The 25656-nt window shown below is 43.6% G+C and carries 16 protein-coding genes; 7 read left to right on the top strand and 9 right to left on the bottom strand.

From position 1 onward, the window contains the following. Window positions 1-36: 36 nt before the first annotated feature. Window positions 37-1176 (bottom strand): Gfo/Idh/MocA family protein, encoded by a 1140-nt coding sequence (locus ADHAQ_RS0105475; RefSeq protein WP_026462089.1) that lies wholly within the window; start codon window positions 1174-1176, stop codon window positions 37-39. Window positions 1177-1596: 420 nt separating this feature from the next. Between ADHAQ_RS0105475 and ADHAQ_RS0105485 the strand changes: the two genes are divergently transcribed. From ADHAQ_RS0105485 to ADHAQ_RS24600, 3 genes are all read left to right on the top strand, one after another. Further along, window positions 1597-2544: a hydroxypyruvate isomerase family protein gene (locus ADHAQ_RS0105485; RefSeq protein ID WP_026462091.1), complete on the top strand. Its 948-nt coding sequence runs from the start codon at window positions 1597-1599 to the stop codon at window positions 2542-2544. Between the two features lie 44 nt (window positions 2545-2588). Beyond that, window positions 2589-5672, top strand: coding sequence for a PVC-type heme-binding CxxCH protein (locus ADHAQ_RS24595; RefSeq protein ID WP_051359725.1), 3084 nt, complete (start codon window positions 2589-2591; stop codon window positions 5670-5672). Between the two features lie 82 nt (window positions 5673-5754). Beyond that, on the top strand, window positions 5755-6834 hold the full coding sequence (locus ADHAQ_RS24600; protein ID WP_084523747.1) for an FAD:protein FMN transferase: 1080 nt from the start codon (window positions 5755-5757) through the stop codon (window positions 6832-6834). A 169-nt stretch (window positions 6835-7003) separates the two neighbouring features. Here ADHAQ_RS24600 and ADHAQ_RS0105505 read toward each other — a convergent pair whose 3' ends face one another. The 3 genes from ADHAQ_RS0105505 to ADHAQ_RS24605 are packed head-to-tail and all read right to left on the bottom strand — an operon-like array spanning window position 7004 to window position 10799. Beyond that, complete coding sequence (locus ADHAQ_RS0105505) at window positions 7004-8350, bottom strand: Gfo/Idh/MocA family protein (RefSeq protein WP_051359727.1); 1347 nt, start codon at window positions 8348-8350, stop codon at window positions 7004-7006. Between the two features lie 59 nt (window positions 8351-8409). Further along, complete coding sequence (locus ADHAQ_RS0105510; RefSeq protein WP_026462093.1) at window positions 8410-9714, bottom strand: AGE family epimerase/isomerase; 1305 nt, start codon at window positions 9712-9714, stop codon at window positions 8410-8412. 44 nt (window positions 9715-9758) lie between these two features. Next, on the bottom strand, window positions 9759-10799 hold the full coding sequence (locus ADHAQ_RS24605; RefSeq protein WP_084523749.1) for a formylglycine-generating enzyme family protein: 1041 nt from the start codon (window positions 10797-10799) through the stop codon (window positions 9759-9761). A 428-nt stretch (window positions 10800-11227) separates the two neighbouring features. Here ADHAQ_RS24605 and ADHAQ_RS0105520 point away from each other — a divergent pair, with 428 nt between their 5' ends. Beyond that, entirely contained in the window at window positions 11228-13582 is a 2355-nt protein-coding gene (locus tag ADHAQ_RS0105520; RefSeq protein ID WP_026462094.1) for a TonB-dependent receptor, read from the top strand. 22 nt (window positions 13583-13604) lie between these two features. Beyond that, window positions 13605-14495: a DUF4249 domain-containing protein gene (locus ADHAQ_RS0105525; RefSeq protein WP_026462095.1), complete on the top strand. Its 891-nt coding sequence runs from the start codon at window positions 13605-13607 to the stop codon at window positions 14493-14495. A 75-nt stretch (window positions 14496-14570) separates the two neighbouring features. On the opposite strand, the gene ADHAQ_RS0105530 is transcribed toward ADHAQ_RS0105525, so the two are convergent. The 5 genes from ADHAQ_RS0105530 to ADHAQ_RS0105550 all read right to left on the bottom strand — a co-directional run bounded on the left by ADHAQ_RS0105530 (window position 14571) and on the right by ADHAQ_RS0105550 (window position 20626). Beyond that, on the bottom strand, window positions 14571-15542 hold the full coding sequence (locus ADHAQ_RS0105530; protein WP_026462096.1) for an NAD(P)H-quinone oxidoreductase: 972 nt from the start codon (window positions 15540-15542) through the stop codon (window positions 14571-14573). A 29-nt stretch (window positions 15543-15571) separates the two neighbouring features. Then, a complete protein-coding gene (locus tag ADHAQ_RS0105535; protein WP_026462097.1) occupies window positions 15572-15883 on the bottom strand; it encodes a DUF3817 domain-containing protein in 312 nt (103 codons plus the stop codon). Window positions 15884-15979: 96 nt separating this feature from the next. Next, window positions 15980-16966, bottom strand: a complete 987-nt coding sequence (locus ADHAQ_RS0105540; RefSeq protein ID WP_026462098.1) for an aldo/keto reductase — start codon at window positions 16964-16966, stop codon at window positions 15980-15982. A gap of 132 nt (window positions 16967-17098) precedes the next feature. Then, window positions 17099-19150 (bottom strand): beta-N-acetylhexosaminidase, encoded by a 2052-nt coding sequence (locus ADHAQ_RS24610; protein WP_034256603.1) that lies wholly within the window; start codon window positions 19148-19150, stop codon window positions 17099-17101. Between the two features lie 126 nt (window positions 19151-19276). Then, a complete protein-coding gene (locus ADHAQ_RS0105550; protein WP_026462099.1) occupies window positions 19277-20626 on the bottom strand; it encodes a vanadium-dependent haloperoxidase in 1350 nt (449 codons plus the stop codon). Between the two features lie 339 nt (window positions 20627-20965). Here ADHAQ_RS0105550 and ADHAQ_RS0105555 point away from each other — a divergent pair, with 339 nt between their 5' ends. Both ADHAQ_RS0105555 and ADHAQ_RS0105565 read left to right on the top strand, forming a co-directional pair. Next, on the top strand, window positions 20966-21679 hold the full coding sequence (locus tag ADHAQ_RS0105555; protein WP_034256604.1) for a LytR/AlgR family response regulator transcription factor: 714 nt from the start codon (window positions 20966-20968) through the stop codon (window positions 21677-21679). A gap of 372 nt (window positions 21680-22051) precedes the next feature. Beyond that, the gene (locus tag ADHAQ_RS0105565; protein WP_026462102.1) at window positions 22052-25585 is read left to right on the top strand and encodes a VCBS repeat-containing protein; all 3534 of its coding nucleotides are present in this window, start codon (window positions 22052-22054) and stop codon (window positions 25583-25585) included. Window positions 25586-25656 lie beyond the last annotated feature (71 nt).

A 25656-nucleotide genomic window follows, 5' to 3' on the forward strand; every position in this document is an offset into this window, starting at 1 on the left:
ATTTTAAAAATTTTTTAAAGGTAATAAGTTATGCTTTTAACTTACAAATTTAGTCCACTTCTCATTAGAGTTGTTAGAGGCAATACAGGTATCAATAAACGCTAATCCCCGGATACCTTCCTCAATACCAGGAAAATCCTGGTAAATTGGGTTTGGCTCTTCCCCATTTAAGCGGCTGCGTAAAGTAAAGGCAAAGTTGCGGTAAAGGTTAGCAAAGGCCTCCAGGAAAGCCTCCGGGTGACCAGCAGGAATACGAATATGGGCTTTGGTATGCTCAGACAAATTACCTACTCCAGTACGGATCCGACGGGTGCCTTCTTCGTTGGTTTTGTAAAGCAGTGTATTCGGCTCCATCTGGAACCATTGTATACCTCCTAACTCGCCGTAAACCCGGATGTTTAAATCGTTTTCTTCGCCGTTGCAAATCTGGCTGGCATGTAAAACACCTTTTGCTCCGTTATCAAAGCGTAACAACACGTTGCCATCGTCTTCTAATTTGCGGCCTTCTACAAACGTAGTTAAGTCAGCACACAGCTCCGTAATTTTTAAGCCAGTAATGTATTCAGCTAAATTCTCAGCGTGGGTTCCAATATCGCCCATACAGCCGGCGGCACCAGAACGGGCTGGGTCGGTCCGCCAATCAGCTTGCTTATTACCGCTTGCTTCTAACAACTGGGCTAACCAACCCTGCGGATATTCTACAATTACCTTCCGGATTTTACCCAGTTTACCGCTCTTAATCATTTCGCGGGCTTCTTTTACCATTGGGTAACCGGTATAATTATGCGTCAGGCAGAACAACATGCCAGTACGATCAATTACTTCTTTTAAAGCTTTAGCTTCTTCTAGATTTAAGGTAACCGGCTTATCGCACACCACATGAAAGCCATTTTCCATCGCCATTTTAGCCGGGCCAAAGTGCATGTGGTTAGGCGTTACAATCGAAATAAAATCCATGCGCTGGCCTTCCGGTAACTCCTTTTCCTTCTGAATCATTTCTTCAAAATTGGCATACACCCGATCAGCCGGTAATCCCAGGGCCTCACCAGATTTTTTAGACCGTTCGGCCGTGCTGCTAAAAGCACCACATACCAATTCAATCTGACCATCCAACGCCGCTGCCATCCGGTGCACTGATCCAATAAAGGCATCAATACCTCCACCAACCATGCCCATTCTTAATTTTCTATTCATAGCTTTTATGTTTAGTTTGAATGTTGTTTTATGTATTTGTTTGTGCCCAGAAGCATCTTCCGACAACCCGCAAAGCTAAATTCAGGCGTTTAAAACTACTACTAAATATCTTAAAAGCGGAAATATCGGCCTGTATTTTTTGCACCTTTTTATCCGGAGGAAACTATATACTGCCCCGCTGGAAATATCAGAAATATCCGGCAGACATTCCGATTATAAATTATCAAAAAAAGTTCTTAAAAGCTTTAAATTTTCAAAACATTCAACCCAATTACCTGCTTAAATATAAATCTTTATTTAAACCTTTAAGCAAGACAATTTTATCCATTCAGAATTCTTAAATTAGGTTTAGATTTCCTGAACCCTAAACTAATTACCGATTCCTAACTTCTCTCTTCGTTTATGAACAGACGCGATTTTATGCATAAATCTTTAGCCGTAGGCTCAGCGGGTTTGGCGCTTAGCAATAGTGCTTTGGCGGCTACTTCGGTTTTAATTCCTGACGCGCACGGCAACGCCAAAGCAGCTCCAAAGCATAAGTTTAAACTAAAGTATGCCCCGCATTTTGGCATGTTTAAAAACCTGGCCGGTGACGATGTAATTAGCCAGCTTCGGTTTATGGCCGACCAGGGCTTTACAGCGGTAGAAGACAACGGCATGATGGGCCGCCCGGTAGCCGAACAGGAAAAGATAGGAAACGAATTAGCTAAATTGGGGATGACGATGGGTGTATTTGTGTTGGATAAAGGTGGCAATGGGGCCAATTCTCTGGCTGCCGGCAAACAAGAACACCTTGATATTTTCCTGAATGGTTGCCGGAAAGCAGTGGAAGTAGCCAAACGCGTAAATACCAAATGGACCACGGTAGTTCCCGGGGATTTCGTCCGCAATTTACCCATCGGCATCCAAACGGGTCATGTAATTGAAGCTCTCCGCCGGGGCACCGAAATATTGGAGCCGGCCGGATTGGTAATGGTATTGGAACCACTTAGCGATACGCCTAACCTTTTCCTGCGCAACTCCGACCAAACGTACATGATCTGCAAAGCCGTAAACAGCCCTTCCTGCAAAATACTTTTCGACTTTTACCACATGCAGAAAAACGAAGGCCGTCTAATCTACAACATGGATTTATGCTGGGACGAAATCGGCTATTTGCAGGTAGGCGACGAACCGGGAAGGAAGGAACCGGGAACCGGAGAAATTAACTACCGATATCTTTTTAAGCACGTGTACGAGAAAGGCTACAAAGGCTTATTGGGCATGGAACACGGTAATTCGCAACCCGATAAAAAAGGCGAACAGGCGGTAATTGACGCTTATGCTTTGGCAGATGGTTTCGTGGTATAACCCATCCTGCCCTCACTTTATCTATACATCATATTGACCGAAATATGAATAATAAAAATACTCTTAAAAATCTACTTTATAACCTTAAACCTATAAAGCGCCACCATTTTTTTAAAGCTGGTACTGGTTTAACGTTAGTCTCGCTTTTGGCTTTGAGTTTTGCTTTTAACCAGAACAAGGCCCGCTTACCTTTTGCAGATCCGGAAAACGATGGATTGGAAACAGCCTCTGGCCTCGAAACCAAACTCTTTGCCAATGCCCCCATGACGTTAAACCTGACCAACATGGACATTGATGCCAAAGGCCGGGTGTGGGTAACAGAAGCTGTTAATTACCGGTTGCAGCATAACCCGCAAAACGAAGAGCGGAAAGAAGGCGACCGGATTTTGATACTGGAAGATGTGGATGGCGACGGCCGGGCCGATAAGCAAAAAGTATTTTACCAGGGCAAAGATGTAGATGCCGCTTTAGGTATTGCGGTATTAGGCAATAAAGTAATTGTATCAGCCTCGCCGAATGTATTTGTATTTACCGATACCGATGGTGATGATAAAGCCGATAAAAAAGAATTGCTGTTTACCGGCATTGGCGGCGTGCAGCACGACCACGGCATGCATACCTTTACCTTTGGACCCGACGGTAAATTGTATTTTAATTTTGGAAACGAGGGCCAGCAGATAAAAGACAAAAACGGCAATCCTATTAAAGACCAGGCCGGCAATATAGTTGCCAACAATGGCAAGCCTTACCGCCAGGGTATGGTTTTCCGGTGCAACCCCGATGGCGGCGAGTTTGAAGTATTAGCCCACAACTTCCGGAATAACTACGAAGTAGCGGTAGATTCTTACGGTACGCTTTGGCAATCGGATAACGATGATGACGGAAACCGCGGAGTACGCATTAATTATGTATTGCCTTATGGTAACTATGGGTATCAGGACGAGAAAACCGGGGCTGGCTGGAGTGCTTATCGCACCGGCATGGAAAGTGAAATTCCAATTCGTCACTGGCACCTGAACGACCCGGGCGTAGTACCTAACTTATTGCAAACCGGGGCCGGTTCACCAACGGGTATCCTGATTTACGAAGGCAAATTACTTTCCGCTCCTTTCCGCAACCAGATGATTCACTCGGATGCCGGACCAAACGTAGTACGGGCTTATCCGGTAACGCCGGACGGGGCTGGTTATAAAGCCAAAATCGTAAATGTGGTAAAAGGCGTTAAAGACCAATGGTTCCGCCCTTCAGATGTAACAGTAGCACCGGATGGCTCCTTGTTTATTTCGGATTGGTATGATCCGGGCGTAGGTGGCCACCAGCAAGGCGAAGCCCAGAAAGGACGCGTCTTCCGGGTAGCTCCACCGAATACACCTTATACAGTTCCAAAACTGGATTTAACTACCACTTCTGGAGCTGTACAAGCCTTGCAAAGCCCTAACCTGGCTACCCGGTATTTAGCGTGGCAAAAATTACATAGCGAAGGCAAAAAAGCTGAAAAAGAATTAGCTAAACTTTGGAAAACTGGCGAGTCGCGGATGCGTGCCCGGGCACTTTGGTTATTAAGTAAAATAGAAGGCTCCGGTAATAAATACTTGGAGCAAGCTTACAAAGATGCTGACCCGAATATCCGGATTACCGGTTTACGTGCCGCGCAGGAATTGAAATTAAACGTAGTTCCGGTTCTGAAAGCTTGGGCCAAAGATCCTAACCCGCATATTAGAAGAGAAGTTGCCATTGCTTTACGGTACAATAAATCGCCGGAAGCTCCTGCAATTTGGACCGACCTGATTAGCCAATACGATGGTCAAGACCGCTGGTACCTGGAAGCCTTAGGTATTGCTTCTGATCTACAAGCCGATTCTTTTTATAAAGGCTGGGTAAGTAAAGGAGGCGGCGATATTAGCAAAACAGCAGATCGGGAAATTATCCGGCGGATACGTACTGCTGAAGCCTTGCCAAAACTAGCTCAACTCATCAACAACAGTAAAACGCCAACCGAGCTCAATTACTACTTCCGGTCTTTCGATTTTCACGAAAACTCACCTACTAAGCAACAAGTTTTAATTGGTTTATTGGAAGGGAATAATCCTTTGCAAAAGCAAATTACTACCCTGGCGTTACAGCACAGCGACAGCAAATCTGTAGAAGGTAATCCGAAGTTCCAAACCGCCCTCCGGAAAACAGTAGATAGTGCCAAGGGAACCAACAAGTTTGTGATGTTACTGAATCAATACAGCTTACCGGAATACAATCCGGAATTAGCTAAATTAGCTTTAGCAAAACCTGATAGCGCTATTGGTTGGGATGCGGCCCGGGCACTGGTGCGGAATAACGGCACTGATCTGATTCAGAAAACCCTTAACAGCTCCGATCCGATAACCGTTACAGCCATGATTACGGCCCTGAGCAACAATGAAAATAAACAGGTAAAAGATTTACTAGCTGGCATCTTGCAGGACAGCAAACGGCCTATAGTAATTCGTAAGTTAGCTTTGCAAAAATATGGGCAAGGCGGCAGTGGCGAAAACCTGTTAGTAGAAATGGTAAAAAACCGCCAACTACCCACCGACCTGGAAGAAACTGCCGCTACCATATTACTGCGGGCCTGGCGACCAGAAATTAAAGAAGCAGCAGCTCTTTACTTTAAAAAGCCGTCCCGGGCAGGCAAACCATTGGCTCCCATAGCGCAATTAACGGCCATGACCGGCGATGCCGTAAATGGGAAAGCTGTTTTTGAACAATCCTGCGCCATGTGCCACAAGGTAAATGAAACCGGAGCCTGGTTTGGTCCGGAGTTATCCGAGATCGGTAGCAAATTACCTAAACTGGCAATCTACAACGCTATTCTGCACCCGGATGCGGGTATCAGCTTTGGTTACGAGGGGTATATTATCAAGGTGAAAGATGGCACCCAAACGGCCGGTATTATCTCCAGCCAAACCGAAGATAAACTGGACTTGCGCTTACCGGGCGGTACTGTAGTGAGTTACCCTATGAAAGACGTTACCTCTAAACAAAAAATGGAAAACTCCATGATGCCAGCTAATTTACAACAAGGCATGACCGAAAAAGAATTGGTTAACCTGGTAGAATATTTAGCTTCCCTGAAAAAAATTGCCGCGAAATAACTTTTACCAAACCTATCTCATCTAAGAGCCTTGATTAAGTCAAGGCTTTTTTATTATTTATCCTACTTCTGCAGATTTTTGTATGTCAGGTACCGCGCACGATTATAACTTCAATAAAAAGCTTATAATCTGTTTGTTTCTATTTTTATGGGTAGTTGCTATTCCGGGAATTGCTCAAAATAAAGTACCGCATCGCTTTGCATTTAGTCAGCCGCACATGGGTACCCTCTTCCGGATAGTACTTTATGCAACTGATTCGGTAAAAGCTCAGCGGGCGGCAGAAGCAGGATTTAAGCGAGTAGCCCAATTAAATAAAATATTGAGTGATTACAATCCGGAGAGTGAAGTTAATAAGCTATGCCGTACTGCCGGCTCCGGTAAATGGGTACCAGTTAGCCAAGACCTATGGTTTATCTTAAATAAGTCTGCTGTAATATCGAGAAAAACGCAAGGAGCTTTTGATATAACAGTTGGGCCTTACGTGCAACTGTGGCGTCGCACTCGGCGTACCGGCATACTACCTTCCCCGGAGGATGCTTTAGCACAAGCTAAAAATTTGGTTGGGCCTGAGAAAATCAAATTAGATAAAAATAACAAATCGGTCCTGTTAACTACTTCCGGCATGCAGCTGGACTTAGGTGCTATTGGCAAAGGATATGCGGTAGACGAAGCTATGAAAACGCTAAAGGCTTATGGTATCAAATCGGCGTTGGTTGATGGCGGTGGCAATATTGCAGTTAGTAAGGCTCCACCCCAAAGTAAAGGCTGGTTAGTAAGTTTTCTTTTACCTCAGCCAACCGATTCTGCCAATCAAGTTCCCTTATTTCTAGAAGATAAAGGTTTGGCTACTTCCGGTGACTTGTACCAGTACATTCATATTGATGGCACCCGCTATTCGCATATTCTGAACCCGACTACCGGTTTAGGACTTACCGACCAAAGTTTAGTTACCGTTATAACCCGGAATGGAATAGAAGCAGATTGGTTATCTACTGCCGTTAGTGTTTTGGGGCCAGAGAAAGGTATACGATTAGCCAATCAGGAACCTAAAACTGCCGCTATATTTACTTACCTTAATAGTGAGGCCAATATAGTGCAGGTCTATTCGAAATCCTGGAAAAGGTACCAGCAAAAGTACCTAAAGAAAAAGGATGCAAAGTAAAATATCTGCCTTAAAGAAGCAGGTGCTAAACCTTTATCATACTAAAACAATTAATCTAGCAGGTCATCCTGAGCCTGTCGAAGGATCTAATTTTTACCGTGATGTTCGCGGTATTAATTAGTTTCCTCGGCAAGCTCGGAATGATCTTATTAAAAATGCAGGTATAAACTTAAATAACTTTAGTAATACCTGGGGTTGGAATCGGATACCGGCCGGTTGCATCTGGCTTGGTTGGCGTTTCGGCATCCCAGGCAAATATTTTCGGCATCAGGCTTACTTCCGAATTTAAAGCTTCTTCCCATTTGATTACCTGACCTGAATACGTGGCCATCCGGCCCATTAAAGCGGTTAAGGTACTTTTTGCTCCGTATTCAGCATTGTTAATAGGCGTGTTGTTGCGAATGGCGGCAAAGAATACATCGTGCTCGGCCTGGTACGGATCTGGATCATTTTTGGCGCGGTGGTTATAAAGAACTGTTCCTTTCAAATCTGTGATAATTCCTTTGCCATCGCCGGAGAGCACAACCCTACCCTTGGTACCCGTAAAAGTTTCCTCTACCCGGTTCATGGTATTGGGCATATGCCGACATTGACTGTTTAGCATAGTACCGTCGGCATAGGTATATTCCACAAAGTGGTGATCATAAATCTCACCGTGATCAATGCCATTGCGCACCTGCCGGCCACCCATACCCTGCGCACTTACCGGGTACCCGTTTTTCACCCAATTCGCTACATCCAGGTTATGGATATGTTGCTCATTGATATGGTCGCCGCAGAGCCAGTTAAAATAATACCAGTTCCGCATCTGGTATTCCATTTCAGTTTGTCCTGCCTGGCGCGGACGTACCCACACCCCGGCATTGTTCCAGTAAGCCTGTGCGCTTACCACATCGCCAATAGCACCATCGTTTATGCGTTTAATAGTTTCCAGGTAAGCATTCTGGTAACGGCGTTGTAAGCCCACGACCACTTTCAGGTTTTTCTTTTTAGCTTCTTCGGCGGCTGCCAATACGCGGCGAATACCCGGCGCATCCGTTGCTACCGGTTTTTCCATGAAAATATGCTTACCAGCTTTCACTGCTTCTTCAAAATGAATCGGCCGGAAACCCGGCGGCGTGGCGAGAATTACCACGTCGGCTAAAGCAATGGCATTTTTGTAGCCATCAAACCCGGCAAACTTATTCTTCTCCGGTACATCCAACAGCTTTTTATCGCCATTGAATTTAGTGGAGATGTTTTTATAGGAGTCGTCCAACCGGTCGCGGAAAGCATCAGCCATGGCAACCAATTTAACGTTGCCTTTGGCACTGAGTGCCTGAATAGCCGCACCAGTTCCCCTCCCTCCACAACCAATCAAAGCTAATTTCAGCGTATCGCTGCCAGCTGCATAAGCCCCCACAAAAGGAAGCTGGCTCACCAGAGTTGCGCCAAGTACGGCAGCCGATCCTTTTACAAAGTCACGTCGGCTACACCCTGCCGCAGGAAGAATATAAGATTCGTTATTGTCAATCATGGGGAAAAGATTATAGATGAAACAATATATAAAGTGGTGAATAATTAAATGTTAAAGTTCTATTTAGTATCCGCGGCTATTTTAGCACGTGTATTTGATAAACTATCGGCGGCCAAAATCTCCCGGCACATATTTACCACGTGGTAATCTAATTTATACATACTGCCTTTAATCAGCGATTCCGTTCCCCCTAAACCAGGAGGATTTTCGTACCATCCGCCATAAACAGCATCCATATAATGCTGCCGAACAAAATCTATACTGCGTTTCAATGGTTCTATTATTTCCTTGCTATTATGGCGGGTTACATACCGCTGCATGGTTCGGATTGCCTCACATTGCTCCCACCAACCCTTTCGGGTATCCTTTAGAAGATTACCCTCTAAATCAACCCGGGAAAAAATTCCACCAGCTTTGGAGTCGTAGCCGTGTTGCATCCCATAGGCTAAAAATTCACGCGCTGGTTCCATAAGATTGCTTTCCAGATTCAGGGCCTGAGCTTCAGATAGCAGGAATGCCCACTCAAAAGCATGTCCCACTTCAATAATGGCTTTATCTCCAGTCCGCACGGGTTGCCAACTGGTGTCGTACCATTCTGGTAAGCAACCGGGGCTGGGCATTCGGGCACGAATAAAGTGCCAAATACCCGTTGCATCTTTTCGTACTGTTCCGGTAGTATCCAGCGGTGCCAAAGCCAATAATGCCTCAAAAACATGCATCATCGGGTTCTGTGATTTAAAAGTATCTAATACCCGTCCATCCCGGTTAACTTTCCAAACTAACCCACCTTGCTTATCCCGGAAACGCTGTTGCATATACTGCCAGGTTAGCAAGGCCATATCACGATAATGATCGTTTTTAAATACCGCTGCTGCGGTGGAAAACACAAGAATCACAAAGGCCTGCCCATAAGCATCAGAGGTATCATCTAATAAGCGGCCATCGGGATGACAAGACCAATGCCACCCTTTATTATCTCCGGCCCAAAAATAGGTAGTTAATGCATCGAGTCCCCTGAGAGCTAATTGAGCATAGGCTTGGTCGCCGGTCCGCTCAAAAGCGCGCATAAAATTATAGGTAATCCGGGTCTGAGTAACCAGCGTGCGGGGTCCATCCTTGTAGCGCTGCCATTGGCGGTCAAAATAAGGATGAAATAAGGCATTGGGGGTGTCAGCATTTTTTCGCCAGGAGAGCAGTACTTTATCCAGAAAAAGACTTATTGGTTCATTATCTGAGGCAAAAGCATGTAACAATGGCCATGGGCCGGCCAAAGCTCCTCCCAACAAAACAGCTGATCCCTTAACAAATTCACGCCGGGTATAACCGGAAGCAGGTCCGGTACTGGGTTCTGTTTTTTCATCCATGAGCAGTTAGTATAATGTGAAACAATCATTGTGGTGGTGAATATTTAATTTCCAAAATCTTTGATCGGCTCCGACCAGTATTTTTCTATTTCGGCCGGGGAGGGTTGTTTTAATGGCCGCACTACCCGGAAGCCAACAAATGGGGCATCGGTAAACCACCATTGGCTTTTAGGTATTTGCGGATCGCGTTGCTTCCAAACCGGTTTAGAATATTGCCGGGCCGCACTCCGTAAAGCATCCGGCTCATCGTCCCAGGAGCCGCCCCGTAACACATGTGGATATAACTTAGTAGGTTTTAGCCAGGGATTTGTTGCGGTACCTTTCGTAAACTGTGCGTAATAATCAGGACTGTATTGATCCAGCGTCCATTCGGCTACATTGCCATGCATGTCGTACAGGCCCCAGGCATTTGGCTTTTTAGAGCCTACCTTTTTAGTACCGGCGTTGCTGTTGTTATATTGCCAGCCATATTCATCCAGTTTACTTACTTCTTCGCCAAAACTATAAGCCGTTGCAGAACCTGCCCGGCACGCGTATTCCCATTCTGCTTCGGTAGGTAATCGGTAAAAGTGCCCTGTTTTAGCTGTAAGCCATTTACAATAAGTTAAGGCGGCGTATTGCGTCATGTTGATGGCCGGAAAGCCGCTTTTCCCCATGCCAAAGGTCATGTCCAGATAGGGTGGCGACGGACGGGACACGGCATCAGCAGTTGAGGTTTTTGCCATAGACGACGCATTCATGGACTGTTTTTCTATTTCGCGGTAAACAAATATTTGAAATTCGTCCCAGGTTACTTCGTGCTGTCCCATCCAGAAAGGCTCAATTTTAACTTTGTGCTGAGGCCCTTCGTCTGGCTTCCGCTTAGCTTCCGTAGCTGGGCTGCCCATTACAAATTCACCTCCCGCTATAGGTACTAAGTCAAACTTTACTTCGGAACCCGGAATGGTTTCGGTATACTTTTCAAAACCGGGTATATCAGCAACAATAGTTTTTTTTCCCCGAGCACTTAACAGGATAAAAAAGCAAAAGGCTATACAAATCGGCTTTAGCCAATAAATTTTATTTACCAGATTCAGTCTGAACATGTTATACGTTTTTCTTTATTGACCATCCAAAAATTCAGGTTCTATTTTTAAACCAATTTTTACATTATAAGAAATGCAAAAGCTTTCCTTTTCTGAAAATTTGCCAGTTATTTAAATTTACAATTATTTTTTATTTAAACGATTAAACAAGCGACAAACAAATTGTATCATAAAATTTATTTTTGATACAAAGCAACCAAATTCAGTACCAATCACTCCTATAGATAGCTCCTCACCACATTTATCTATTTTAAAATTTAATTCATTGATAAACAATCGTTTACTATTAATACAGTTATAAAAAGTTGTTTTAAGTACAAAATTTTCCTCTTAAAATTAAAATTGGTAAAGTTTTTGGTAATATCTATTTACCTATATATAGAAACCCCACTTTAAGAACTATGCTTTAATCCTTTACTCCTTATTTTATGCGTTATTGTTTTACTTTAATTTTACTTTGTTTTCACCTACTTACATTTGCCCAATCCAAACACACTATCAGCGGTTACATCCGGGAAAAAGGCAGTAAAGAATCGCTAATTGGTGTAAATATCTACCAGCCCGGAGCCAGTGTGGGTACTACCACCAATACCTACGGTTTCTACTCATTAACCCTACCCGCTACCGATTCCGTTAAGCTTGCCTTCTCTTATGTAGGTTATAAACCGGAGATCAGAACCATCCGGCTACGGCAGAATATAGAATTAAACATCGAACTTCAGTCGGAAGCTACTTTACAGGAGGTAGAAATTGTGGGTACCCGCCAACGGGAAAGAATAACGGAAACACCACAAATGAGCAACATCGAAATTCCGGTTAGCCAAATTAAGAATGTACCGATGCTGCTCGGCGAGAAAGATGTAATGAAAGTATTACAACTTATGCCAGGGGTGCAGAAAGGCAGCGAAGGCAACAGCGGTATTTATGTACGGGGCGGTGGCCCTGATCAGAACCTGATTATTCTGGACGATGCAACGGTTTACAATGCTTCGCACTTATTTGGCTTCTTTTCTTTGTTTAACGGGGATGCACTGAAAAGCGTGGAACTAACCAAAGGTGGTTTTCCGGCCCGGTATGGTGGTCGTTTATCTTCGGTAATTGAAATGAACATGAAAGAAGGCAATAAGGAAAAATTACACGGCGAAGGCGGCATTGGTTTATTATCGTCTCGTTTGGTATTGGAAGGGCCTCTAAAGAAAGGTGTATCTTCTTTTCTTGTATCTGGCCGCCGGACGTATGCGGATGTTTTGGCGCAGCCTTTTTTACCTAAAGATGAAAAAGGCGGCTATTATTTTTACGACTTAAACACCAAAGTAAATTACGACTTTGGCCGCACCAATAAATTATACCTAAGTGGCTATTTTGGACAAGATCGCTTTTATGCCCGGGAAAAACTGGAACAAGGTGATTATTCAAAAGCAGGTATAAACTGGGGAAATGCTACCGGTACGCTCCGTTGGAACCATTTATTTAATAACCAACTGTTCTCTAATACCTCTTTTATATTTAGCAATTATAATTTTAATATCTATACCGAAGATAAAAAGGAGAAAGAGAAATATACACTGGATTATTCTTCCGGAATACGTGACATAGGCATTAAATATGATATGGATTACCTCCCTAATCCTCAGCATGCCATCAGGGCTGGTATATTAAGCACCTACCACCGGTTTACCCCTAGTGCCCTGGTAGTAAAAGATACCGAGATCGACAAAGTCGATCGGAACATTAAGAACATTGATGTATTGGAAACCGGTATTTATGCCGAAGATACGTACCACCCTATTCCACGCCTGCGCATTAATGGAGGTTTACGGTTAAGTTATTTTGTAGCCGAGAAAAAGAATTATTTCCGGCCGGAACCCCGGTTATCAGCCAGCTATAATTTACGTGATGATTTAGCTTTGAAAGCTTCTTATGCCAGCATGAACCAGTATGTGCACCTGTTAAGTAACACCGGCATTGGCTTACCTACTGATTTATGGGTCCCTTCTACCAACCGTATTGCGCCGCAGCAATCTAAACAAGTGGCCATGGGAATAGCCAAAGACTTACCTAAACACGATTTAACTTTAACTGTGGAAGGCTATTACAAAAAGTCGGATAATATTATCGGGTACAAAGAAGGCGCCAGCTTTTTAATTGTAGATGATCCGGAATCGGCGGAAACAGTAAATTGGCAAGATAATATGACTGCCGGACAAGCTTGGTCTTATGGTGCCGAATTCCTGCTGCAGCGCAAGTTTGGTAAATTCTCTGGCTGGGTAGGTTATACCCTTTCCTGGACACAACTGCAGTTCGACTCCCTAAACTTTGGCAAGAAATATTATGCCCGCTACGACCGTCGCCATGACATTTCGGTAGTTGGTATTTATACGCCTAATGCCCGCATAACCCTTTCTGGCACTTGGGTGTACGGTACTGGCAATGCCATTACTTTACCACAAGCCTCTTACGATGCGCCCACTAATACGCCATCGCAATACCGGCCAGAATACAGTCCAAATTATGGCTATGGCAATGTTACCCATTATGGGCAGAGAAATGCTTTCCGGATGGCTCCCTATCACCGGTTCGATATTGGCATCCAATTTCACAAGAAAAAGCGATGGGGTGAACGCACCTGGGAAATCAGCGCCTACAATGCCTATAACCGCAAAAATCCCTTCTTCTATTATTTAGACACGAAGTATCAAAACGATGGCACAAGTGAGACCAAACTGAAGCAGATTTCCTTATTTACCATTTTACCTTCTGTCAGCTACAGCTTTAAATTTTAATTAGCTTTTATCCCTGATACAAATGAAATTACATACATATAAATTATTACTTCTATTATTCGTGGGCTTATTATCCAGCTGCGAAGAAGATATTACTGATAAAGTTAACATTGATTCGACCCGCCAATTGGTAATTACTTCTTTTATATCGCCGCAGGACACCGCCCTAATTGTTAGAGTAAACAAAACGCAACCAGCTATTGGTAAAACAGAAACAGCCGAAAGTCTATTAATAAGCAACGCTACTGTTAATTTATCTAATGGTTCGCAAACAATTAAGCTGACATACGACCCCATTCGCAAGCTTTATAGAGCACGGGCAACTCAGCTCCCTATTATTTCCGGAAGAACCTATACCTTAACGGCAACTACCCCCGATGGCTTTAGTACTTCGGGCACCTGCACGGTTCCGGCCTTAAACGGGATACTTATTCAGGACCTCTCCCATTCGGTAGAACAGATTACTTATGATGCCGGGCCAGATAAATACGTTTACAACCGCCATACATTTACTTTCAAATGGCAGGATGCTCCCGGCAGAGGGAATTATTACCACGCACTTACGTTACGAGAGTTTAAAGAGAATTTTAACAATAAGACCTACCGCATGCCCTTAGATGCCTATGAGGTGGAAAAATATTTTTCGGATGAAAACCAGGATGGGGGTACTTTTTCTACTTCTGGCCAGTATACCACCTCTACCAATGAAAATGAACCTTCCCCCAACATCCTGCGGGCACACTTATCGGTTACTGACCGGCACTATTACCTGTACCACAAAACCATAGAACAACAAAGGGAGACAAATGCCAATCCCTTTGCCGAGCCAACTTTTATTTACACGAATATAAAAGGGGGATTAGGTGTTTTTGCCGCTTACAACCAAATGCAAAGAAGCATAGTAGTCCCGTAGTAACCACTATAAGTATAAAATGGAGAGCTGTTGTATCGGATGATACAACGGCTCTCCATTTTATACCCATACTTACTAATCTATGGTTAAAATAATTTTGCCGATATGTTCACTGCTCTCCATAAGTGCATGCGCCTGTGCCGCATCTGTCAGTGGAAATAATTTATAAATAATAGGTTTAAAATTTACGGTTTGTAGCAATGGCCAAACTTTATCTTTTATTTCATCCGCAAGGTTAGCCTTGAAGGCAGCATCACGTGGCCGTAAAGTACTTCCCGTAATGGTTAGCCGTTTCTGCATTAGTTGCAAGGCATTTATTTCAGCTTTTGCTCCTTGCATGGCATTTATAAACACTAAACGTCCGTCAGCATGTAGCAGGTTAAGGTTTTTAGCTGTATAATCGCCGCCAACCATGTCCAGTACTACATCCACTCTTTCGCCCTTTAAAGCTTCGGCAAAATCTGTGGTCTTATAATTAATGCATTTATCGGCTCCCAGTTCCAGACAGGCTTTACATTTTGCTTCACTTCCAGCAGTAGTAAATACCATAGCGCCGAAGGCTTTTGCCAATTGAATGGCGGTAATGCCAAAGCCACTGCTTCCGCCGTGCACCAACAATCCCTCTCCTGCTTTTAATTGCCCCCGCTGGAACACATTATGCCATACTGTAAAAACGGTTTCAGGCAGTGAAGCTGCTTCCGGAAACGACCAACCTTTAGGGACAGGTAAACAATGCCGGGCATCTACTACCGCGTACTCTGCGTACCCCCCGCCTGCCAATAAAGCACAAACGGCTTCCCCGGTTTTCCACTGGCTAACATCTGCCCCGCATTGTTCTATGGTGCCCGCTATTTCCAGTCCGGGTATATCGGCCGGAACCCCATTGGGAGCCGCATAATTACCCTTCCGCTGAAAAACATCCGGACGATTTATACCTGCTGCTTTTACTTTTACCAGCACCTGGTGCGGCAGCGGAACAGGCACAGGTCTTTCCTGCACTTGTAAAACTTCCGGTCCACCGGGCTTGGTAATAACAATAGCTCGCATCATCTATAAAGGCTTTCCAGTTTTAAAGTTTAAAGTGTTTGCTCTTCTTTCCGGAGGCGTTTGTCTAATATAAAAGTCCCGAAAGGTAATAAGGACGCCACAAAAGCGCCGACCACCTTTAAAAAAGACCATTTCCGTAAAACCCAAACCTGCAATAAGGCCAGGCAAAATAAAACAAACAATACCCCATGTACCCAACCTACATATTTTACCGGTTCCGGTATTTGCGCCAGGTATTTAAGCGGCATGGCAATAAAAAGTAAGATCAGGTAAGAAATGCCCTCCAGAATACCAATGTGGCGAAACCGGCGCAGAGCAGGCAAAGAACTAGTATGATTCATTATGAAATTTTATGCAGTTTAAGAGTAAGCTTTCTTCTCTTAAACTGCTTTTAACTATTTATATTTTACCCGAAGGTTTATAACAAATTGAAAACCTTACCAGGTATAGTGCACCAATGGCTTAATTTTAGATTCGTAAATTTCTTTTACGCCGGCTAATTGTTCTGGCGTTAAAGCTGGCACCTGTTCTGTTTGCAAATTAGAAGTAAGCTGGCTTAGTTTAGAAGCTCCTGGTATAATACAGCTAACCGCATCAAACATTAAAATCCAACGCAAAGCTACTGGCGCTAAGTTTTCCTGACCCGGAAATAATTTTTTCAGTTCTTCCACAGCCTCTAACCCAACATTATAATCAATACCTGAGAAAGTTTCACCTTTATCAAATGCCTCGCCGTTCCGGTTAAAGTTCCGGTGATCATTTTGCGTAAAGGAGGTTTCGCGGCTGAATTTACCTGTTAGTAAACCACTGGCCAGCGGCACCCGCACAATTACACCAATATCCCGCCGCTTTGCTTCCTGAAAAAATAACTCCGCCGGGCGCATCCGGAACATATTAAAAATAATTTGAACGGTGGTGACATTCGGAAACTCAATAGCTTTTAAAGCTTCTTCTACTTTCTCCACGCTCACGCCCATATTCAATATTTTACCTTCTTCTTTCAGCCGGTCGAATACTTCAAATATTTCAGGACGATAAAACACCTCAGTTGGCGGGCAATGCAACTGAATTAGATCCAGCGTTTCTAAGCCCATATTTTGTAAGCTATCTTCTACAAACTTCCGGATGGCGGCCGGTTGGTAAGCTTCATTCACGTGCGGCTGCAAACGCCGGCCACACTTGGTAGCTACAAATACCCTTTCGGACCTTGATCTTACTACGCGACCTACAGCTTTTTCACTTTCGCCATCACCATACACGTCGGCAGTATCAATAAAATTAACGCCAGCATCTATCGCGGCATTTAATATCTCATCGGCATTTTCGTGGCTGAATGGATCGCCCCATTTGCCGCCTACCTGCCAAGTTCCCAAACTTATTTCTGAAACTTCAAATCCTGTTTTACCAAGCTTCCTGTATTGCATATGTTTCTGTGTTAGTTCTTAGTTTGGTTTGCAAGTTAAGGCACGTTGCTTAAATATGGCAGAAAGAATCTCTAAAAAAAGAAGCCCCTGCAATGGGGCTCCTGATCAAACTTATTTTTATTAACTTCTTTTTTATTTACCCGCAGCTTTTTTAATTAAGGCTTCTATTCCGGGCAATACCACCAATTCAGTTTTACCCCGTTGTTTTTTAGCCGCCTGCATTGTAGCTATACTGCTGTTATACCACTCTTCCGACAAGTTTGCCTTGTTTGCTTTTAATGCATTTACTGCCTCTAACCCAATCTGACTTACTTTAGCTAAATCAGCCGAAAGGGTTTCTATTTCTTTTAAAGCTGGCGCTTGCCGGATAATAGCTTGCAGACCGGCATGGTTATTTTGCCATAAGTTTAGCCAATAAGTAATTTCGTTAGTTACCTTCGGAGTAGGATTTGTTACAAACTCCTTTGCCAGGTTTCGGAAATTGCGCGCTACTTTCGCATCCGGGCGGGCTGCATCAGCAATCAAAGTGTAAGGCGAATAAGCGTAATAAGTGGTTCCCTGTTGATGCCGGGTATATTCTTTTATGGGTTCTATCACATCCGTAAAAGTTTTAAGCGCCGTAATGTCCTGCCCGTTCGCTAACCGGCGCAGCATCATGGGGTAATTCTTCTCGTGGGTTAGCCCAACGTATTCCAACTCCAGGCTTACCCGATCTAACCGGCGGTACATATCTGCAACATCTTTAACCGATCCCGGTGACCATAAGCGCTCAGCAATAGCCGCGGTGCGTGGCCACACCCGGGAGTCAACAGTTTCGGGCGTTACCAGCTCCGACCACATGGTAGCTTCGCCGCCCAAAATAAGTTTTTGCTGCTCCGGCGTTAGTTGTTTTTGATTTTCTTCCGGCAATGGATCATTTAAATAATGTTGTTCCGTGTTCTGGACCAGATCTATGTAATACCCATTGGAAAGCATAGCCTGGTAACCTTTAGAAACGGCTTCGTATAAATACTTTTTGCCCCGCCACGACTGAATAACAATACTTTTGGTAATACCAGGCTGTAATATTTCGTCCCAGCCCACCATTTTCTTGCCGTATTTGGTCAATATTTTCAGGATACGTTCATTAAACATGGCATGTAATTCTTCCTGATTTTTAATATTATTGGTTTTCATGTAAGCCTGAATCTGGGCATTAGCCTTCCACTGTTTTCCATTATTTTCGTCGCCACCAATATGAAAATAAGCATCTGGGAACAAGGCTGTCATTTCTTTCAAGAAAGCATCTAGAAACTTATAGGTTGTTTCTTTAGTCGGATCCATAACCGGATCCATAATACCCCAGCGGCGCTCAATGGTATAGGGTCCGGGAGCACTGGCTAACTCCGGATGCCCCACAAACCAGGCGGTAGCATGGCCCGGCATATCAAATTCCGGCACCACTCTTATGCCCCGGTCATCGGCATATTTAATAATAGCTTTAATTTCTTCCTGCGTAAAATAATTGCCGTTAGAACCTAACTGATGCAGTTTAGGAAAAACTTTACTTTCTATCGGAAATCCCTGGTCTTCGGAAAGGTGCAAGTGCAACACATTCATTTTCACAGCAGCCATGCCATCCAGATTGCGCTTGATTACCTCCATAGGCATAAAGTGGCGGCCTACATCCATTAGCAATCCCCGCCACGGGAACCGGGGTTTATCTGTAATATGAATAGCGGGCATATAATAGCCGGTTTCATCTGCTTCTACTAATTGTAGTAAAGTTTCTAATCCGTGCAAGGCTCCCAAATCTGTTTCGGCAGTAAGATTTACTTTCTGAGGAGAAACCGTTAGGGTGTAGCTTTCATCCTCATGCAACATGACCTTACCCGGCCGTTTTACATTTATTACAAGGGGAGCATTGGCATCGTTATCAGCACTAGTTATTTGATTTTGGGTTAAGAAGGAACCAGTTTTATCATCCAAACGACGCAGAAACCGAGTAGCCCCTTTAAAAAGCCGCTGATGTGGTTGTCCAGTGACGGCCAGTTTAAAACTATCAGCAATTCTAAACTTACCGTCCTGCATCGTAAGCTGACCAGGAACAGGCATTAGATTCAGGGTAGGACCAGTGGTAGTTGACTGGGCACAACCGGTAAACAGGTATAAAGAAAATAAAATAAGTAACAAGAACTTTCTCATCTGGTCTGGGTCAATATTGTTCAATTTCTAAATATACCATCCTCCTACATAAAACAAAATCCCTGACCAGTTTTTAACCAATCAGGGACCAAACAAAAACAACTTAATATTATGAGATAATTCTTTCTACAACTTTGCGGTTAAGCTAGTTTTACGGGTTTTAAGTTTTGTCGCAATTAAGCTTCCTACATCTTTTCCTTGTTTGGCGCCTAATTCATTAGCTGGCCGGAAGTGAATCCCCCCGTACATCCGACTTATACCGGCCTCATCCGAAGCCTCGTAAAAAGATTTAAACTTACGCACCGGCAATCCTAAAACAAGCTGGGTAGAATCAGCAAAGGCATAGTTCTCGCCAAACAAATGCGTAAGCGCAGTTGCGGCCGCCGCCGAAATGACACTGTGGCCACTCGGAAACTCCGGAAATGGAGGCGTCTGAATAAGCGGATTCCAATCTTTATCAATATATTCTTTAATATATGTATCGGGCCGTATATGCACATGCTTGTACTTGGCATCCCAGCAACTAATAAATCCATCGGCCAGTGAAGTAGTAACATACACGTACGTTTCAGCCGCCTGCATTATATTAAGTTTCTTATTCTTAATTACACCCGAAGCTATTGACACCCAATGTCCACCCGGAGTTAGTTTTTGCTTAAAGTAAGTAGCATGTCCAACCGTTTCCGAAACATTGGGATTATCATCCCAGTAACGGGCAATCAGTTGTTTTTCATCATCGGAGTTTTTACCTAATAAATAAACTTCTTTGGCTTCTTTGTAAAATTTAGAATTAGCTAAAGTATCAAAAACGGTTGGCAACATGGGCTTGCATTGAGCTGCAGAATCTAATACAAACGGACGCATCTTGTTCCAATGTGGTTCTACAGCAGGCATATAATCGGGCGGAGTTGGCTGCCAGGTATTTGTTTTATTGGAGAGCACATGCCGGGTTAGCGCTCTTGTTTCCAAATAATTATCTTTAGCAGCCCAGGCTATTACGTGCTCCCCTACTTGCTGGCCGTACGCCAGGGAGTTTTCCAAAACTTCTTCTTTTATACCAATCTTTTTAATCTGGTCTAAATATTCTTTTTCAAAGCGTTCGGTATTTTCAGGTACTAAGGTTAGCTTCTTAGTTACCGTAGCAAAAGCTTTTATACTAGCCAGCGGGAAGTAATACTCTTTAGTAGTATCGGGTTTAGGTACTTGTGGCAAACCATTCAACTGTCCGGCCAAGCTTTGGTATTCCGGGTAACCAGGCACCAACGCTTCATAGGCAGCAATGTTGGTATAGGCATAAATCCGACTGGCTACCGGCGGGGAAAAAATGTCCCGCACAATTATTTTACTTAAATTATTATTCCATTGCTCTAACTGCATGTTAGAGAACGCATCTAATTTAGCTACATCTTGTTTTTCCTGGCAAGAACTTATAAACAAGGTAAAAAGGCAAAAGAAAACTAAAAAGGGTGACCTCATAAAAATGGCAATATTTTTATAAAGTAAAAATACTTAAAATTTAGTTCCCTTTCCAACCCCATATGTTGCTTCTTATGCCAATGCCTTCAACTATTATCTGAATATTTCTTTCTGCTACACGAAATAATTATTAGCTTGGCCAATTGCCAGAATCATTTAATTACGCGGTCATCCGCTAAAATTGTTGAGTTTTTACAAAGAATTAAAATAATATACCAACATTTTATAAGAATTTATTAGTTCTTATTTATATTTGGGCTATATGCGGTCTGTTATCCTTACCAAAACTTTATGGTGGGCTAACGGTTGGTAATTCAGGAAGGGAATAAATAGAATTTTATGTCGGTTTCAGCAAACGAAGGTGTAAGTTTTAAAACTGTTATAGTTGATGATGATCCTTTTTCTGCGAAGGTATTAGAAAAATTTGTTCAGAATATTGAGTTTCTAGAGCTGAAAAATGTTTGTCATAGTAGCCTGGAGGCTTCTAAGCTGCTGCGCTCAGAGCCAGTAGATTTATTAATTCTGGACGTTGAAATGCCCGAAATGTCGGGCTTGGATTTGATCTCTACTTTAAACCGTGAAGCAATGGTTATTATGGTAAGTGCCAGCCGGGACTATGCTGTAGAAGCCTTTGAACAAAACGTGGTTGATTATTTAGTAAAGCCTGTTACTTATCCTCGTTTTCTTATTGCTGCCAATAAAGCTTTAGAAAAAGTAAAATCGCAACAAACCCAAGCTTCCTCAGAATTTACTTTTGTCAAGGTAGAGCAAAAGTTAGTTAAAATTATTTTTACTGAAGTCCTTTATATTGAAGCTCTTGGTGATTATGTACACATTATTTCTAACAATAAGAAAACCATCGTGTACTCTACTATGAAATCCATCGAGAACAAATTTCCGGGCAATAAATTTATCCGGGTTCACCGATCTTTTATAGTAAACATTGATAAGATTGGTGCTATTGAAGATAATAACATCCTGATTGGAGATAAGTATATTCCAATTGGCGCTACTTATTTAAAAGGAGTTATACAGGTTTTAAACCGGTTCTAACACCTTCCGCTACCTAAAATTGATTTTGTCTTTCTTTTTTATATCCCTAAATTCTTTTTTAAAGGATTTTATGGGCGTGTAGCGTTTGCAAATCGTAGCAAAATAGCTGACAAACTTTTTAAGGTGCTAGTTTTAGTTAGCCCCTCCCCCGCCATTTTATAGAGCAATAGCCCTAAGTGTTGGTCCATTTTGCTATCTTTCCTAAGTAGCTTTTTAGATTTAGCACTAATAAATAAAACCATTATTTCCTTTCTACTTCCTTTCCGGGTTATTTCACATAACATCTTCTGGCTTTCAGATAATTATCAGCAACTATTTTAAAAATTTAGTAAATTCGCTATTGCATCGAGTTTGCTTCTTGAATTTTTTGTAATGAAAATCAAATATCTATTCTTCTTTTCTCCCCTTCTTTTTTTATTTACCCAGTGTAATTTAATAAAACAGAAAGAGCCTCTTTTTACATTGCTTAGCCCGGGCGATACCGGTGTAAAATTTAACAACACTATTACTGAAACCGATACTTTTAATGTCCTGACCTTCGGGTACATTTATAATGGTGGCGGTGTAGCAGTAGGCGATGTAAATAATGATGGATTACAAGACCTTTACTTTTCAGGTAATATGGTTTCCAGCAAACTATACCTTAATAAAGGCAACTTTAAATTTGAAGATATTACACTTTCTTCGGGTACCGGAACAAAAACCTGGATTAACGGTGTAACCATGGCCGATGTAAACCAAGACGGTCTTTTAGATATTTATGCCAGCACTGTAAATCCTATTGCGGGTCAGCCGCAAACACCTAATCTGCTTTTTATTAACCAGGGACTAAATAAAGAAGGCAAACCTACCTTTAAGGAAGAAGCGAAAAGCTATGGTTTAACCGATGCCGGTTCCAGCACCCAGGCAACTTTTTTTGATTTCGATCAGGACGGCGACCTCGACATGTACTTGTTACGCAATGCGCCAGATGGCACCATGAATCCCAATATTTACCGCCCTAAAGTAGCCAATGGTCAATCGCCAAGTAACGACCGGCTTTACCGGAACAACGGGGACAATACGTTTACCAATATTTCAAAAGAAGCCGGCATTCAGATGGAAGGACGGGGCTTAGGAATGGCCATTAGTGATATTAACCAGGATGGTTGGCCAGATATATATGCGGCAAATGATTTTTTAACGAACGACCTGCTTTGGATAAATAATAAGAACGGGACTTTTACTAACCAGGCTGCCCAGTACCTGAAGCATTCCAGCTACAATGGCATGGGCACCGACATTGCCGATTATAATAATGACGGCTTACCAGACATTATTGAAATGGACATGCTGCCGGAAGATAATAAACGGCAGAAAACTACCATGGACGGGCCAAATTATGACCGTTTTCAATTAAACAAGCGTCTTGGTTACGAAAATCAATATGTGCGCAATACTTTACAGTTAAACAATGGCAACGGTACGTTCAGCGAGATAGGTCAGCTGGCCGGCGTATATGCTACCGACTGGAGTTGGAGTCCGCTCTTTGCTGATTATGACAATGATGGTTTGCGCGACTTGTTTATTACCAATGGTTACCTAAAGGACATGACTGATCTGGATTATATGCATTATCGCTCCGAAGAATCCATGTTTGGGTCAGCCGAAGCCATAGAAGCCAAACTGAAAACTGAATTTAACAAATTAAAAAGTGTTGTTATCCCGAACTATATTTATCAGAACCGGGGCGACCTGACGTTTGCCGACAAGACGAAGGATTGGGGACTGGAGGAGCCATCCAATTCCAATGGAGCCGCTTATGCAGACTTAGACAATGACGGTGATCTGGACCTGGTGGTCAACAACCTCAACAGCGAAGCCTTCATCTACCAGAACAACGCCCAGCAGCTAAACCAGAACCACTACCTGAACCTGCGTCTGCAGGGAGCAGCTCCCAACCGGGAAGGTATCGGTGCCACTATCCGGATCAAATACAAAGGCCAACAGCAGTTCTATGAACACTACCCTACCCGCGGCTACCAATCCTCGGTAGACCCGACAGTACACTTTGGTTTAGGTAAAACAGCTGTTGTTGATTCTTTAGAAGTTATCTGGCCGGGTGGCAGGTACCAGCTACTTCGCAACGTTAAGCCCAACCAGATCCTGGTTTTAGATATCCGCCAGGCTACGGGCACCAAACCTGCCCCTAAACCAGCACCAGCACCTTTGTTCACAGAAGCATCTTCTTCTTTTGGCATTGCTTACAAACACGAAGAAGATGATTTTATTGACTTCAAGAACCAGCCCTTAATGCCCCACAAGCTCTCGCAGGGAGGACCCGGTTTAGCCGTAGGTGATGTCAACGGAGATGGCCTGGATGACTTTTTTGTGGGCGGCAGCGCCCGCCGCAGCGGCACCATCTTTTACCAGAACCACCAGGGCAAGTTTACTTCCCGGCCTTTAACTTCAGTGCCCAACACCGAAGATGACATGGGTGCTTTGTTTTTTGATGCCGATAACGATAAAGACTTAGACTTGTATGTAGCCACTGGTGGCAATGAATACCTGAACATGCCCCAGAACTATCTGCATCGCTTATACAAGAATGATGGCAAAGGCAACTTTACCTTAGATGAAAATGCTTTGCCACGCATTACCAGCAGCGGCTCTTGTGTAACGGCCGCTGATTATGATCAGGACGGGGATCTGGATTTGTTTGTAGGTGGCCGCAATAATCCGCGGCAGTACCCGATGCCGGGGCAGAGCTGTTTGCTCAGAAACAATGGCGGCACCTTTACCAACCAGACCGCCAGCTTGTGTAAAGAGCTGGAGACGATTGGTATGGTGACGACCGCTTTGTGGACAGACTTTGACCAGGACGGGCAGGTAGACTTACTGGTAGCCGGCGAGTGGATGCCGCTGACTTTCTTTAAGAACAACAAAGGCAAATTTACCAATGTAACCGCCAGTACAGGTTTAACCCATACCGAAGGCTGGTGGAACAGTTTACTGGCCGCAGACTTTGATAATGATGGAGACATGGATTATGTAGGTGGTAACTTAGGGCTGAACTCCCGCTATAAAGCTTCGCCGGAGCAGCCGGTAACCATTGTGGCCAAAGACTTTGACAAGAGCGGTAACGTGGATCCGGTAATGGGCTATTATATCCAGGGGCAGAATTACCCGGCACCCGCCCGGGATGCGCTTACCGATCAGATGGTGATGATGCGCAAGCGTTTCCCCCGGTATGCGGATTATGCCGAGACTACTTTTGAAAAGCTGTTTACAAAAGAAGAACTGGAAGGCGCTTATACGGCCAGGAGTTATACCTTTCAGAGCAGCTACATCGAGAACGTAGGCAATGGCAAGTTCCAGATCAAAGCGTTACCCATGCCGGCGCAGGTAGCCCCGGTGTTCGGCATGGTGGCTTCGGATTACAACCAGGACGGCAACCTGGACTTGCTGCTGGCGGGTAACTCCTATGCTCCGGAAACGGCAGTAGGTTATTACGATGCCGCTTATGGTACTTTACTAACGGGTAATGGTAAAGGAGGCTTTGCCGCAGTAGCGCCCAAGCAAACAGGTTTTGCCGTGAAAGGAGATGCTAAAGCGATGGTGCAGTTGTTAACCAGGGATAAAGAGCCATTAGTACTGGTGAGTCAGAACAGTGACAGCCTGAAAGTATTCCGCAGCAAAGCAAAAGCAGAGTACCAGGTAGTGCCCCTGCAGGCTACCGATGCTTATGCTGAGCTGGAGTTCAACAACGGTAAGAAACGCAGAGAAGAATTCTGCTATGGAACCACTTACCTCTCCCAATCTTGTAGAACTTTGGTAGGTAAAGACTTAGCTTCTGTGTACATAACTAATTCTCAGGGCAAACGCCGGCAGATAAATTTAGATCCGAAAGTAATTGCTCTTAAATAGAAGGAAATTAGATTCAGTTAAATCAATAGTAAAAACAAAGGCGGCCAAGATTGACCGCCTTTGTTTTTAAA

The sequence above is a fragment of the Adhaeribacter aquaticus DSM 16391 genome (assembly GCF_000473365.1).
In the GTDB taxonomy this organism is placed as follows: domain Bacteria; phylum Bacteroidota; class Bacteroidia; order Cytophagales; family Hymenobacteraceae; genus Adhaeribacter; species Adhaeribacter aquaticus.